The organism is Niabella hirudinis (assembly GCF_051201075.1).
GTDB lineage: Bacteria > Bacteroidota > Bacteroidia > Chitinophagales > Chitinophagaceae > Niabella > Niabella hirudinis.
The window spans coordinates 443,492-458,002 of the sequence record NZ_JBPEHJ010000003.1 but is presented as its reverse complement, the minus strand read 5'-3'; the positions used below and the strand labels follow the sequence as shown (position 1 = coordinate 458,002).

The following is a 14,511-nucleotide window of genomic DNA, read 5'->3' as shown; positions in this document are numbered from 1 at the left end:
AACGTTTAAAAACTGACCTATCTTTCTTTATCAAAAAATTACTACTTGCCTGTCGAATCTTTTTTTGCTACAACAGCCGTGTCTGCAATTGCTGCCCTGGCGGAATCCTTTACCACCGGGGGGGCAACTGCTGCCGGTGCTGCGGCTTCCTCCATTTGTGCATATTTAGGTTTTTGAGACGCCATCCACTGGTCATACTCTTCCTGGGTTTCTACCACAATTTCACCCCGCATTCCGGTATGACCTGCGCCACACATCTGATCACAGGCTATTTCATATACAAATTTACTATTTCCCGTTTCTTTTATCATGTCCTTTGTGGTTTTTATGGGTGTAAACCACATGGTGGTGGGGGTACCTGGCACTGCATCCATTTTTAGGCGGAAATGCGGCAGACCCACACTGTGTATCACATCTTTAGCCCCGATGATCAGCTTCACCGGTTTTCCAACCACCAGGTGCATAGGCGCCCCGGTTACATAAATATCATCATGGTTGGCGGCATCTTCCCAAATCTGCCCCAGCGGATTGTCGTGGGCTTCATCGATGTTTTTATAATATTTTTTTCCAAAAACGCCATCCTTTCCGGGGTAACGGAATTCCCATTTGAACTGACTTCCTGTAACCTCTATCTGCATGGCATTTTCGGGGGCGGCGCCGGTGATACGGTACCAGTAAACGATACCAAAACCGATAAGGATCGTTAGTACAATGGCAGGCACCACCGTCCAAAGCAATTCCAGTTTGTTGTTATGCGGAAAATAATATACGGTGCGTTTATCCGACTCCTGGTACTTAAAGGAATACCAGAACAACAGGATCTGCGTGCCAAAAAAAACCAGGCCGGTGGCAATAATGGTATACTTCAGCATACGATCTACCAGGATCCCGTGATCCGATGCAGAAGTGCCTAGTTTCAAAATTTTATCGCCTAATGTATGGTGCGCCCAATACACTCCAAACAAACCTACAATCAAAAACACCAGCAGCAGGGCAGCATTGATCTTATTGGTTTGTTTCCTGGTTTTTTCTTCACCCCGGATCACAGAGACAAATTCGCTTGCCCTTGCAATCTGGAAGGTTATTATAAAACCTAATATTAAAATGGCGAATATTAAAAAGTTTTGCATACGATATTGTTCTATTTATTTCAGTTCTATGTTTCTTAGTTTAAAGTTCAATGTTCAACGTTCAAACAACTTTAAACCTTGAACGTTAAACCTTAAACAGCTTATGTATGGTGGATCACCGCTTCTTTTACGAACGGATGGTTCCGTGCGGTTAAAGAATGTTTGCTCAATGTTTTACCGGTCACAAACATAATAATACCCACAAAGCCCAGCCCGATACCCATATCAAACAGGATCATCGGCACTTTATCCGGCGATACTGCGGGAAACACCATCTGGAAGTAATCGAGCCAGTGCCCGAAGAGTACCAGTACCGACACCACGGTAACCACGGTATAATTTCTTTTTGAATCCTTGCTCATAAAAATCAGAATCGGCGCCACAAAATTGATGATCAGCATCATCCAGAAAATGGCACTGTAAATACCCTCAGCCCTTGGCTTAAAGTAAACTGTTTCTTCAGGAATGTTGGCGTACCAGATCAGCATAAACTGGGCAAACCATAAATAAGTCCAGAAGATCGAAAAGGCAAAGATGAATTTACCAAGATCATGCAGGTGCTCTTTATTTACCATCGGCAAATAACCATTATTTTTCAGAAACACCACATACAATGCAATCAATGACAACCCGGCAACAAAGGTACTGGCAAAGTTGTACCAGCTAAACATGGTACTGTACCAGTGCGCATCGATGCTCATAATCCACAGCCAGGGGATGGAAGACATTACGGTTAATGCAAACACCACAATATAAAGGGCCGCCATAACCGTATTGTTCCATACAAATTTCTTTCTTTTTTCGAGGGTGCTTACAATATCACCTTCATCCGCTTTGAGTGAAAGCTGCCGCATCTTCCAACCCAGGAATGACCACAACACAACCGTCAGGATGGTAACGGTGGCAAAAAAACCTTTGCTCAGGAAGCCACTCTTATGTTCCAGTACCGGGTCATGTGCCACGTGCTCCGCATCCGTCCAGTGATAAATCGTATGGTGATCGCCAAAGCACAAAGCCAACAGGATCACCAGGGCTATTACCCCGATCACCGGTACACAGGAAGCAATGGCTTCTGTAACACGGGTAAAAGCGATCTGCCATCCGCCCCAGGCCAGTATAGTAGCGCACATGAAGAACATGGCCGCATTTACCACCAACAGGAAGTATACGCTGTTTTGAAGTAAACTGGCCCAAAAACGTGCGCGGTTATCGTGATTGCCCTCTCCGCCGGTTGCCACAAACAGGGAAATAGCTGCTATGACACCCACCACCATTAACGCGAACGCTATTGTGTTATATCTTTTTGCAGGTATGAATTTTTCCGTAGTTGACGTTGACATTCGAATCTTATATTAATAGTTCTGTGAATTAGTTATTACTTTTTTGCTGTGGCATCTGCCGCCACACCGGCTCCGGTCCCCTTGGCGGTGCTATCTGCTGCCGGCGCACCGGAAGCGCCTACCCCTTGCTTGGATCTGATAAATTTGATGATTTCCCAGCGCTGTTTGGGGCTTATCTGGGAGGCATAACTTCCCATTTGCCCCTTACCGTAGGTAATGGAATAAAACATGGTACCTTCCGGCAGGGCCTTCATATCAGCCGCCATAAAGTCCTTTGGAGCTGCGGTAAAAGGTCCGTCACCGCCATTGAATAAGGGTCCGTTGCCATCCAGTTTGGCACCATGACAAATACCGCAATTAATCAGGTAAAGGCGCTCGGCTTCCTTCATATCCACTTTGGCGCTGGCCGAATCCAGGGGGTTTTTTAACTGGGCCGATTGTGCATAGCCGGCAGAATCATGCGGCAGGTTAAATTCAAACTCCACATCTTCTCCTCTTGCCACGGTACCCGGCACCGGCCGCCGGTTGTAAAAAACGCCTTCTTTTTCAAGGTCTGCAGTTGATGCGTAGGTTTCATAAGCCCTGCTGTAAGTCATATCCGGCATATAAGAATGACCCGGGTTACTATCCGCTCCGCAACCTGCTGCTATTGCGCTAAAAGTTACCGTTGCTATAAATATATATTTATTCATGTTTCCTTTTATCAAAGTTTGTTAGAGGTTTGAAGTTTGAAGTTTGAGGTTAGGACAACATCAAACCAAAAACATCAAACTATAAATGCTTATACTGCCGGTACTTTTTTACCAAACCGTACCGTTTCCACATCGTACCGGCCAAACCACCAGCCGGTTTCGCGGCGCTGCACCTGTACATCCTCGGCGCCCGCATTTTTCAGAAAAGCAATGGCTTCTTCTTCATTCGTTTTATCGGTGCACTCGATTGCCATCACAAATGTGTCGTCTGTACTCTTTGGATTAAAATGATCTTTTTTTACAAAGGGCGCCAACTGACAAAGCCAGCAAAAGGTGAGCACCATCCCAACCGCAGAAAACAAAACAGTGAGCTCAAACATAATGGGTATCCACGCCGGCAGCGAGAAGAAAGGTTTACCGCCAAAATTGATCTGCCAGTCGCGCGCCAGCGCCCAGCCGATAAAGCTGATAGCGGTAGTGGTACCGGTAATTCCATAAATGAAACCGGCAATATGCAGGTCTGTATCCTTCATCCCCAGCTCTTTATCCAAACCATGGATGGGGAAGGGCGTATATACATCCTGTACTTTATAGCCCGCGCGGCGTACTTTCTTCACTGCGGGAAAAAGCACCGCCTCGTCGTAAAAATTGCCTGTAATAAACTTCTTGATGGCCATATTTATTTTTTGTTTCAGGTTTCAGGTTTAACGTTTCATGTTTAGCCCTCTTTCCTTATTATTTCTTTCAATTTAATACTTCAGGTTACGGACCTCAACGTGAAACTTTGAACGTAAAACCTGAAACTATTCCTAATGGTGTGCATTTGCATGCTGGAACGCCTCCAGCGATTCGTTCTCATCTTTTTCCATGTTCTCTTTAAAGTTATCGCCGCTGCGCTTAAGGATATGTTTGATTTCCGCCATCGCAATAACCGGGAAGAACTTGGAGAACAGGAAATAGCAGGTAAAGAACAATCCGAATGTACCCATGTAAAACCCGATTTCCCAGATGGTAGGCGTATAATAGGTACTCCAGGAGCTGGGCAGGTAATCGCGGTAGATAGAAGTAACGATGATCACAAAGCGCTCGAACCACATACCAATATTTACCAGGATGCTCATAAAGAAGGTTACCAGCAGGTTGCGGCGCATTTTCTTAAACCAGAAGATCTGGGGCGATAATACGTTACAACCCATCATCAGGTAATAGGCCCAGCCATAGGGGCTACCCAGGTTTACCCGGTTTTCGCGAAAGGCAAACCATTCGTACTCTACGTGGCTGTACCAGGCAATAAATAATTCGGTAAGGTAGGCGATCCCCACAATGGAGCCCGTCAATACAATAACCTTGTTCATTACATCAATATGCTCAATGGTAATATACTCCTCAAGCTTTAGCACTTTACGGGTAACCAATAACAGCGTTTGCACCATGGCAAAACCGGAAAATACCGCACCCGCAACAAAGTAAGGCGGAAAGATGGTGGTATGCCAGCCGGGAATTACGGAAGTAGCAAAGTCAAAGGATACGATGGTGTGCACGGAAAGTACCAGGGGAGTAGCTAACCCGGCCAGTACCAGCGACAAAGCTTCATGCCGCTGCCAGTGCTTGGTGCTTCCGGTCCACCCAAAAGAAGCAACACCATAAAATAATTTACGCCATTTTAATTTGGCCCGATCTCTTAATGTGGCAAGGTCGGGTAACAGACCGCAATACCAGAAGAGCAAAGAAACCGTAAAATAAGTAGAGATCGCAAACACATCCCAAAGCAGCGGCGAGTTAAAGTTTACCCATAAAGGACCGCGGGTATTGGGGTAAGGCATTACGAAAAAGGCGTTCCACACACGGCCCATGTGCCAGATGGGGAATTGCCCCGCGCACATTACTGCAAAGATGGTCATTGCCTCCGCAGCCCGGTTTACCCCTGTTCTCCATCCCTGGCGAAACAGTAACAGGATCGCAGAGATCAGGGTTCCCGCATGACCAATACCCACCCACCATACAAAGTTGGTAATATCCCAGCCCCAGCCAATGGTTTTATTCAGGTTCCACTGTCCAATACCATAAGTAACATCCATATAAATGGATACCACACCAAATAACAACAACCCGATGGAGATAATAAATCCAACCCACCAAAGCGTACTGGGCTTGTCTTCTACAGGACGGCATATATCTTCTGTAATCTGGTGGTAGTCTTTGTTTCCTTCCACCAATGGGCCCCGTACTTGCGATTCGTATCTGTTTAGTGACATACTTATATTTTGTTTGAGGTTTGAAGTTTAAGGTTTGAAATGGCTCTCCTTAACTTTTTTGACCCTTTATTCTTCTTCTACTTATTTCTCTTTTTAACGTCTAACCTGGAACATTAAACTTGAAACTCGATCCCGATAGCTACCGGGATTAGTGATGTGCCGCTTCCTCATGCTTTTCTGCGGCCGGTTCTTTTGCTCCGTGCTCCGCTCCATGACCGCCTTCTGCTCCATGCTCATCACCACCAATAATCTCATCCGTATTCCGGATCTTGGAGAAGTAGCTTACATTCGGCAATACGTGCAATTGTTCCAGCGAGTAAAACAGGCGCTGCGGGTTGTTTAACCGCACCATGCTAATGGCACTGTGCGCGTCCCTTGTATCTCCAAACACGATGGCATTGGTAGCGCAGGCTTGCTGACAAGCTGTTTTTGCTTCGCCGTCTTTCAGCGGGCGGTTTTCTTTTTTTGCATCCAGTTTGGCGTGTTGCAACCGCTGAATACAGAAAGAACATTTTTCCATTACCCCCCTCGAACGAACCGTAACATCCGGGTTCAATACCATACGGCTTACCGCATCGTTCATCTGGTGCACCACCGGATCCAGCACGCCTACCAGTTTTTGATCCTGGTTGTTTGCAAAGGAATCGGCCCCGGTATAATCGGCCCAGTTAAACCGGCGCACTTTAAACGGACAGTTGTTGGCGCAATAGCGCGTGCCAATACAACGGTTATAAGCCATCTGATTAATACCTTCCGTACTGTGGTTGGTAGCTGCTACCGGGCAAACATTCTCACAGGGAGCGTTGTCGCAATGCTGGCACAGCATCGGCTGAAACACTACCCCCTTCAGGTTATCCGGGTCTTTTTCATCGCTCACGAAATAGCGGTCAATGCGCAGCCAGTGCATATCATGGTAACGCAGTACCTCGCTCTTGCCTACCACTGATACGTTATTTTCTGCATGACATGCCACTACGCAGGCGCTACAGCCGGTGCAGGCATTCATGTCGATATTCATTCCCCATTTGATGCCCGGCTTGTCATGATCACCGTAAAGCGTGGCTTCTTTTCTGAAATCGCCGGTATTTTTTGCGTAATTCTCAACAAGCTTGTTGCGGAAATCCAGTACTTCATTGGGTTTTTGGCGGTAAGTAGCCAGGGTGGTTTCCCGCAGCACTTCCACGCGTCCTTCATAGGAGTTATGGATCTGCGTTTGCGCAATTTTTTCCTTACGTCCGGTATTGGAAACCGTTACGTTGGAAACAAAATAGCGGATCCCGCTTCCGTCACCCGCCGCAGACGCAAACGGGAACATGTTAACGCCTACGCCGGCGGCCGTTTTACCCAGCTTTTCGCTGCGTCCGTAGCCGATGGCCACCGCAATAGTATTGGCATTCATCCCCGGTGTAACCAGAATCGGCAATTCTACAGTGTTTTTGCCATCGCTTATTTTGATCACCGGTTTATCGGGGTAGTATTCGTAATCCACATCGGTAACAATACCCAGTTCTTTGGCTTTGGGTATGGAGATGAGCGCGTAGCTGCCCCAGTTGGCTTTTGAAACTGCATCCGGCAGCTCCTGTAACCAGGGGTTTACGGCGCCGTAGCCCGGTCCGATCGATACTTTTTCATACAGCACCAGTTCATCTTTTCCGCCGGCAGGGTGCGCTGCTATAGCAGTAGCTGCCGCCGTCAAAGCACCGCCATTAAAGAGGCCGGAGCCACTGGCGGCTTCTTCGATTACACCATTCTCCAAAGCTTTATGATAGGCGGCTTCGCTTCCGGCTTTTTGATGCCAGTAGTTCTTTACATACGTATCATAATCTTCTGCACTGCCACTCCATTTTAATATGGAGGTTTGGAAGGGGCGTGTTTTAAATAAAGGGAAAATAGTCGGCTGGATAAAACTGTAAACGCCGGTTTTGGGTTCTGCGTCTCCCCAGCTCTCCAGGTAATGGGGTGAAGGCAGGATGTATTTACACAGTTCCGTGGTTTCGTCCATACGATATCCAAAGGAAACGGTGGTTTTCACTTTTGAAAGAGCGGCCGCAAAGCGTTTGCCCGCAAAATGATCGAAAACCGGGTTGGCTTCGTGAATCAGTAAGGCATCTACCTGCCCGCCTTCCATCTGTGCCAGCAGGTCGGCAAATTCCTTATCGGTTCCCTTGCGCGATTGATCGGCCCTGGACCAGTCGATGGTGGTACCATAAGCGCCAATGGCATTGTTGATGGCGTTTACTACCAGTTGGATGTTAACATCATTGCTGCCTGAAACTACCAGGGCCTTGCCCGCAGCAGCTTTCAGCTCGCCCGCTATTTTAGCAATACCGGCATTTAGTTTGGCATCTGAAATAGCGGGGGCAGTAACACCACCGCCTACTGCCGCCAGCAATGCCAGTGCTACAGCGCCGGTTTGTGTAGGGCGGTGCGTAAAGCGCTCATCGGCATTGGAACCGGTTAAGCTCAGGAAGGACTCAAACTGGTAATGTTTGCTCATTACCGGGTTCTTTTCATCAATCCTTCTTCCTTTTGCGTAGCCCGCAGCATTTTCTTCGCTGCTGAGCCAGGTACCCAGGAAGTCGGCGCCCAGACTCACAATTACCGCAGCCTGGTCAAATTTATAAGAAGGTATTTTACGTCCAAAGCCCGATGCCTCGTTGGCCATAAGAATGCCGTTATAGCTTACCGCATCGTATTGTACCAGGCGGATCTTCGGATTTTTTGCAATGAGATCGAGCGTAGAGGGAGAGTTAATGGAGCTGGTCAGCAACACAATAGAGCCGGCGCCTGCCAGTTCAACCGCGATGGCTTTATCCAGCGCATCGTACATACTTTCTTCAAACTTATCGCCCACTTTCCGCTGGGGAAAACGCAGACGGTGCATATCGTACAAATCCAGCACAGAGGCCTGCACCCGGGCCGAGGTACCCCCGTTGGTTGCAGAAAGATAATCATTCCCCTCTATTTTGATGGGGCGGCCATCGCGCACTTTCGCAATTACCGGAACCGCATCTCCACCCTGTGTATAGGTGGTGGCATAATATTTTGCTTCACCGGGCACCAGGTTGTCGGGTTTGTTACCATAAGGAATGGCCTCCCGCACCTTTGTTTTACAGCTTGCCGCCAATGTTGCCGCAGCAGTGCTGAAACCCAGATATTTTAAGAAATCTCTTCTGGGAGCTTTTGCATCCAGTAATCCCTTACTATCAAAATCTTCAAAAGGGAGCTCATCGCGAAACTCATCATCCGCCCGCTTTTGAAACTTTTCGGATTCATTTAACTCGCCGAAACCCTGCCAATATTTATTCATACTAATGTGATAAATGTGTGAAATGTGATAATGTGGGAAATGTGGGAATGTGTAGATGTGTAAATGAAATAATAATTAAATACCTGATAATTTCCACACTTTCACATTTCCATATTTTCTAATTTTTTAATAGTGGCACTTCTGACACTCCAGACCGCCGATATCTTTAACGGTCACGCTGTCCATCTTGCCGGATTTAATATCGTTATGGAACTTTTCGTAAATGCTGTAAAACTGGTTACCGGTTGCAGAGTCCACGTTAAAGTTTACTTTGGTTTCACGGTGACAATTTACGCACCATCCCATGCTCAGCTCGGCAAACTGATGCACTTCGTCCATGCCGGTGATTTCACCATGGCAGGTCTGGCATTGTACATTGCCTACTCTTACGTGCTGGCTGTGGTTAAAGTAAACGTGATCAGGGAGATTATGGATCTTTACCCAATCAATGGGCTTTGCTTTATTGGCATCCCATGCATCAGGATTCTGAGGGTCAAACCCTGCATATTGGTACAGTTTTGCGATTTCTGCAGTACCGTCTACCGCATTGCCATTTTTATCTTTCAACTCCGGACCACTGTATTTCTGGATGGTCTTGTGGCAGTTCATACACACATTTACAGAGGGGATTGCCGCTGTTTTACTTTCCCAGGCATTTCCGTGACAGTACAAACAGTTGATCTGGTTGATGCCCGCGTGTACCTTATGGGAGTAGAAGATCGGTTGCCGGGGTTCATAATTTTTTTGACGGTTCATGTTGATCATGGCTTTCGTCATAAAGTATCCGCCAACGATAAACAACAGGATGGCCGCAGTAGCCAGGTAAACCTTATTTTGAAGGAACGGAACCGCATCCGGTGTTTTTTTGCCTTCGGTATCGTCCGAAATTTTTCTAAGATTTCTGTTTACAAAGATGAGGATCAATGCAGCCAGGGAAAGAATCAGGGTAATGACACCATATAATAAGGGATGCTGGCTGGTATCGGCTTCTCCGGCTGTTTTACCTGCTGTAGCATCGCCTTTTGCTGCATCCAGCTTACCGCTTCCTTTTTCATCAATGTATTTTAAGATCGCATCTATCTGAGGATCAGTAAGATCAGGAAAGGTCTGCATTGCCGTTGACTTCAGCTTGGAAACCTCTACTGCTTTTGGGTAACCGGAAGCGATCAGTTTCTGGTTATTCCGGATCCATTCATGCAGTTTTCCTTTGTCTTCCCATTGGCCTTCTACTCCAAACAGAGCCGGTCCCGTTGATTCAGACTTCATATCGCCGGAGTGACAGGCCTGACACTTGCTGATAAACAGTTGTTTACCATCAACGTCCTGCGCAGCAATAGAATTGAACCTGGAAAGAGTGAAAAGCGTTAGTATAATTAAGAAGAATCGGTTAATTATATGCTTAGAAATAGTCATAAACGCATTAAATCTAAAAATGTGGATAAATGTCTCTGATCAACTGCAAAAATAAGGGTCGGACTTAACAAAACAGCAACATTTTGTAAATTTTTTAAACCCGCTACCAGACTGTGTTTCAGGCGATTTTAGGGTCGATTTTTTTCGGTTGAAGAAATCTTTGTCATTAAAAAGTCATCCGTTTGGGAACAATGTGAGTTGTTCACATTGACTTTATTTTGGATTACTCTTGATTTGGATCAAGTTTTTCAAAAAACATACAAACGACTGTAATTAATACCCGGATTTAGAACGATTTAGGATCTGCTGACGGACAATCTAACAAATCACATTGCAAAACGGATATACCCCGAAACAGGAAGTGCAAATGCGGAAGGAAAAATACAAGTATCGATATGCAGCCCTGCACTATTTTTTTGCAGCCTTTTTATTTATGCAAAAAGGGCCCTCCCCGATCCGGAGCCGGAGCTTATCCCGTTCCCCGCAAAATTCCTGAAAGTCACTTCTATCGGCCCCGGGATAAACTGCCAATATTTCCGCAAATTGTAAGATATTTGATCCTTTATTATGAAAAAGAAGATCGCCATTTTTGCCAGCGGAGCCGGCTCAAACGCCCGGAAGCTGATTGATCATTTCCGGGACCATGCGTTTGCCAGCGTTTCGCTGGTCGTATGCAACAAACCCGGGGCGGGTGTTACCCAAATTGCCGCAACGGAGGACATAGAGTTGCTCCTGATTGATCGTCTATCTCTTCAATCGGAAGATTTTCCCAAAAAACTGAAAGAAAAAGGCATTGATTTTATTGTTCTGGCCGGTTTTCTGCTAAAAATACCCGTTTCACTGGTTGAAACGTTTCCGGGGCACATTGTAAATATACACCCCGCTCTTTTGCCTAAGTATGGCGGAAAGGGTATGTACGGGCAATATGTACATGAAGCTGTTATCGCCGCTAAGGAAGCGGAAAGCGGGATCACGATTCATTTGGTAGACGAGCAGTATGACCACGGTGCCACCCTGTTTCAGGCTACCTGCGCGGTATCGGCCTCCGACACGCCGGAGTCCCTGGCACAGAAAGTACATTTCCTGGAACACCAGCATTTTGCACCGGTGGTGGAGAAGCTGATTTTGAGGGAAATTTGAAAATGTGCTGATTTGAAAATGGGAAAATGAGATCGGGGTATTGCCGGAGTCTTCGGTTTTTTGTTTGACGTTTCAAGTTTAAGGTTTAAGGTTCGGTACTAACCGGTTCTTTCGTACCTTAATAAGTTCATCAGAAATCTATTATCTATTATCTATTATCTATTATCTATTATCTATTATCTATTGTCTATTGTCTATTGTCTATTGTCTATTAACTATTAACTATTCACTTCATACACTTTACCATAGTTTTTGCAAATTCTTTCCTTGCTTTGTTTATCTGTAAAAATTGAACCTGTTTAGATCCATAAGTATTACGGGGTTAGTCCTGTTTTGTGTTGTTAACGCCCGGGCCCAGATCCAGATCAGGGGAAACGTTTACGATAGCATCGGGAGAACGCCGGTACCGCTGGTATCGGTGCTCACCAGCTCGGGCGGAGGTACCATGACCGCTTCAGATGGCAGCTACCGTGTTGTTGTGCGGCCGCAGGATTCCATTTGGTTCAGCTATCTGAACAAGCCCACCCGCAAATTTCCGGTAGCCGGTATCACCACCCCTTACGCTTTTGATATTTCATTGCGCATCAGCATCCCTGATCTGCCGGAGGTAAAGGTTAGAAACCGGGATTACCGGTTTGACTCTCTTGAAAACAGGGACACCTACCGGAAATATTTCGATTTTGAAAAACCCGGGCTTTCCACCTCTACGAATGCCGGTACAGGAGGGTTTGGTGTGGGCTTTGATCTTACCGAGCTGGTAAACGCATTCCGCTTTGGGCGCACCCGCAAACTAACCCGGTTTCGGAACAAGCTGATCTCCGATGAGCAGGACGGCTATGTGCGCTACCGTTTCAGCAAGGCGCTTATCCGCCGGATCACCGGTATGACGGAAGACAGTGTGATTACCCAGTTTATTATTCAATACCAGCCCAGCTACCTGTTTGCCACCCGGGTGAATGATTATACGTTTCACACATATATTAAACGCTCCTATGAGCGGTTTAAGCTGGGCTTACCGGCACCGCCCATGTGGAGAGAGGGGTTAACCGGCGATGAAGATTTGCAGTACTGACATACAGCTACCGGCGCCTGTAAAAAACTAAAACGTTACTGATACCCCGCTCGATTTGAAAACATCGATGGCATTGCTGGTGGGTTTATAAACGGAATAATGGGTAATGGTTCCCGAATCTGCAATGTCCGGAACCGGAATCGTGTTGGTATGTGGCGAAAACTCAATAGTATTTGTATCTCCCAGAATTGTTGGATAGGTTAAAACTGTTTTTTGCAACGGGTAAAACAATGTACTGTCCCGGGGCCTGGATTGTTCCCCCGCAAAGTTGATGCTCTTTATGCCATCTGTGGTAGTTATGTTAGAAAATATTCTGTTTGCAACCAGGCTGGCATATCGATTTCCGTAAACAGCGCCCACACCATCCGAAACACTGGAACTATCGCCGGCAGCACTATAGGTAACAATATTTACAAACAGATTTGCTTCAGGAAGGTTATCAATTAACAACTCTTTGAATTTGCCAAAGTCCGTTTCTGTAACATCGATGGTTTTCGTATTTATCAGGTATGAGATAGAAGTATAATAGTCTATTTTAATTTTGTTTACTCTTCTATCCGGACTCACTTTAAATTTTATGAGCGCCCTGTTATAGCCGGGGAGTATCTCCATTGAATCTACTTTTCCTGGTTTTGCGATTTCGGCCGCGTTTAAATATTTGGCGTAGGAAGAATCGGCCTTTTTATCACAACTGAAAAAAAAGACAGCGATCATAATGCCCCCCAGCAACAATACTCTATTTTTCATTCGTAAATTTTTTATGATTACCAAAGCAAACCCTGCCGTAATGAGCGAAAGGAATGTTGCATGAACAAAACCAAACCGTTAATAGTTACGGGCATGCTGCAAATTTTTAATATTGTCCGTATAAATAAAGTTCATTGAGATAGACCTCTGCAGGAACTTCGTATGCTCCATTCCAGGTTGCATATACTTTGAGCCTGATATACCGGAATTTAGGAAACGCTTCGGGGCTGGGAAGCTCCCAGGTTTCACCATTATCGCGCAGGTAATCGCGCTCTGCTTGCGATGGAGCTACTCCAAATCCCAGGCCGGAGGGCCGTTGGCCTTTGAAACTCCCCAACAAGGTCCAGGTAGAGTCCCAGGCGCCCGAAGGATTGGGCTCATTGCTCCCATATAGTTCAAAATCGTAGATATGAGCAGATCCGTAGCCCCCTGCCGTACTTCCATAATTGGTCCAGGTAACCATCCGGCTTATCATTACCGGTATTCCCACATCGATGGTAAAGGCGATAGGGAGCGTTTGCAGTTCTGTTAATGCCCCGGCACCTATGTTGCCATCCCATATTCGTACGAAAGGAAAGGTTGATCTTATTTTAGGATCATTTGGCAATTTGAATTGAGCAAATTTGTCCCTGGGAATTAATACTTCTTTGGTTGGGTTTAGTGCGCGGACCAACGTATCAGAAAAATGATCATAGCGATCCTCAATAAAAAAACCAAAATCAGAAAGGCCGGCTTCTACTCCTCTTACTTTTATAACATCCTCTTTAAGATTTGTATACTCCGAATGTATAAGCTTCCATTGCCCTACAGAGTCCTTTTTTAAAATCCTTATTACTATATCGGATGCTGTTTCATTCTGATATTTCAAATTAAAGCCACCAAAGGTTTCCATAATTTTACCACTTTCGGACAGCTTTTGAAGCACAAGCTGGTGTGGCGGAGTAAGCACATTTACGTTAACCGTTACGGGGTCTGACGCTACTTCACCTACGGCCACAGCTCTTAATTCAATATTATAATCGCCGGCCTCGCCAAAGCCATCTACCAGTATTTCATTTTTATAAATTGAAGCCTTGGCTTCCCGTTCAATGCCATTGTCGAGCTTATAGGTAGCCTTTACATAACGCAAATCCTCTGAAAGCGGCAAATCATACTTAATATAAGCGCCACCGGATATAGAGGTTACGGTAATATTTGAAACAGGCAAAGGTTTTTCACCAATTTTATTTACACCGATACCAAGGTCTTCCTTGCACCCTCCAATAAAGCAGGCTGCAATTAGCGTTGTAATGGCTATCATCAATTTTTGAGATAAATATTTTGTCATGTTCAATATGTTACTATTTTCCAGAATATGATATTCAATAGGGTGCAGTTGGCTATCTTTTCATCTGCGGGCGGAACTGCTGCCT

General features: G+C 45.8%; 11 protein-coding genes. 2 read left to right on the top strand and 9 right to left on the bottom strand.

What is annotated here, in order from left to right; translation table 11 throughout:
• Positions 1-41: 41 nt before the first annotated feature.
• From GGU45_RS08315 to GGU45_RS08285, 7 genes are all read right to left on the bottom strand, one after another.
• Positions 42-1,130, bottom strand: a complete 1,089-nt coding sequence (locus tag GGU45_RS08315) for a cytochrome c oxidase subunit II (RefSeq protein WP_435223719.1) — start codon at positions 1,128-1,130, stop codon at positions 42-44.
• Between the two features lie 101 nt (positions 1,131-1,231).
• Positions 1,232-2,470: a quinol:cytochrome C oxidoreductase gene (locus GGU45_RS08310; protein ID WP_435223718.1), complete on the bottom strand. Its 1,239-nt coding sequence runs from the start codon at positions 2,468-2,470 to the stop codon at positions 1,232-1,234.
• A 35-nt stretch (positions 2,471-2,505) separates the two neighbouring features.
• A complete protein-coding gene (locus tag GGU45_RS08305; RefSeq protein WP_435223716.1) occupies positions 2,506-3,162 on the bottom strand; it encodes a c-type cytochrome in 657 nt (218 codons plus the stop codon).
• A gap of 89 nt (positions 3,163-3,251) precedes the next feature.
• Positions 3,252-3,839 carry a DUF3341 domain-containing protein gene (locus tag GGU45_RS08300; RefSeq protein WP_435223714.1) on the bottom strand — a complete coding sequence of 196 codons (588 nt, stop codon included), beginning with the start codon at positions 3,837-3,839 and terminating at the stop codon, positions 3,252-3,254.
• Between the two features lie 132 nt (positions 3,840-3,971).
• Positions 3,972-5,417, bottom strand: coding sequence for an NrfD/PsrC family molybdoenzyme membrane anchor subunit (gene nrfD, locus GGU45_RS08295; protein ID WP_435223712.1), 1,446 nt, complete (start codon positions 5,415-5,417; stop codon positions 3,972-3,974).
• A gap of 148 nt (positions 5,418-5,565) precedes the next feature.
• Entirely contained in the window at positions 5,566-8,727 is a 3,162-nt protein-coding gene (locus tag GGU45_RS08290; RefSeq protein ID WP_435223710.1) for a TAT-variant-translocated molybdopterin oxidoreductase, read from the bottom strand.
• A 126-nt stretch (positions 8,728-8,853) separates the two neighbouring features.
• Positions 8,854-10,140: a c-type cytochrome gene (locus GGU45_RS08285; protein ID WP_435223709.1), complete on the bottom strand. Its 1,287-nt coding sequence runs from the start codon at positions 10,138-10,140 to the stop codon at positions 8,854-8,856.
• Between the two features lie 567 nt (positions 10,141-10,707).
• On the opposite strand from GGU45_RS08285, the gene purN reads away from it, so the two are divergent.
• Both purN and GGU45_RS08275 read left to right on the top strand, forming a co-directional pair.
• Positions 10,708-11,280 carry a phosphoribosylglycinamide formyltransferase gene (gene purN, locus GGU45_RS08280; RefSeq protein WP_435223707.1) on the top strand — a complete coding sequence of 191 codons (573 nt, stop codon included), beginning with the start codon at positions 10,708-10,710 and terminating at the stop codon, positions 11,278-11,280.
• Between the two features lie 289 nt (positions 11,281-11,569).
• Positions 11,570-12,352: a peptidase associated/transthyretin-like domain-containing protein gene (locus GGU45_RS08275; RefSeq protein ID WP_435223705.1), complete on the top strand. Its 783-nt coding sequence runs from the start codon at positions 11,570-11,572 to the stop codon at positions 12,350-12,352.
• A 27-nt stretch (positions 12,353-12,379) separates the two neighbouring features.
• Here the strand turns inward: GGU45_RS08275 and GGU45_RS08270 are convergent, their stop codons facing one another.
• On the bottom strand, positions 12,380-13,099 hold the full coding sequence (locus GGU45_RS08270) for a DUF4998 domain-containing protein (RefSeq protein WP_435223703.1): 720 nt from the start codon (positions 13,097-13,099) through the stop codon (positions 12,380-12,382).
• Between the two features lie 106 nt (positions 13,100-13,205).
• A complete protein-coding gene (locus GGU45_RS08265) occupies positions 13,206-14,426 on the bottom strand; it encodes a DUF4959 domain-containing protein (protein ID WP_435223702.1) in 1,221 nt (406 codons plus the stop codon).
• Between the last annotated feature and the right edge of the window lie 85 nt (positions 14,427-14,511).

What these genes read in the sequence shown, in the direction of transcription:
- GGU45_RS08315 (WP_435223719.1), bottom strand. Translation starts at nt 1,130, where the DNA reads ATGCAAAACTTTTTAATATTCGCCATTTTAATATTAGGTTTTATAATA.
- GGU45_RS08270 (WP_435223703.1), bottom strand. Translation starts at nt 13,099, where the DNA reads ATGAAAAATAGAGTATTGTTGCTGGGGGGCATTATGATCGCTGTCTTT.
- nrfD (WP_435223712.1), bottom strand. Translation starts at nt 5,417, where the DNA reads ATGTCACTAAACAGATACGAATCGCAAGTACGGGGCCCATTGGTGGAA.
- GGU45_RS08285 (WP_435223709.1), bottom strand. Translation starts at nt 10,140, where the DNA reads ATGACTATTTCTAAGCATATAATTAACCGATTCTTCTTAATTATACTA.
- GGU45_RS08290 (WP_435223710.1), bottom strand. Translation starts at nt 8,727, where the DNA reads ATGAATAAATATTGGCAGGGTTTCGGCGAGTTAAATGAATCCGAAAAG.
- GGU45_RS08305 (WP_435223716.1), bottom strand. Translation starts at nt 3,162, where the DNA reads ATGAATAAATATATATTTATAGCAACGGTAACTTTTAGCGCAATAGCA.
- GGU45_RS08265 (WP_435223702.1), bottom strand. Translation starts at nt 14,426, where the DNA reads ATGACAAAATATTTATCTCAAAAATTGATGATAGCCATTACAACGCTA.
- GGU45_RS08310 (WP_435223718.1), bottom strand. Translation starts at nt 2,470, where the DNA reads ATGTCAACGTCAACTACGGAAAAATTCATACCTGCAAAAAGATATAAC.
- purN (WP_435223707.1), top strand. Translation starts at nt 10,708, where the DNA reads ATGAAAAAGAAGATCGCCATTTTTGCCAGCGGAGCCGGCTCAAACGCC.
- GGU45_RS08300 (WP_435223714.1), bottom strand. Translation starts at nt 3,839, where the DNA reads ATGGCCATCAAGAAGTTTATTACAGGCAATTTTTACGACGAGGCGGTG.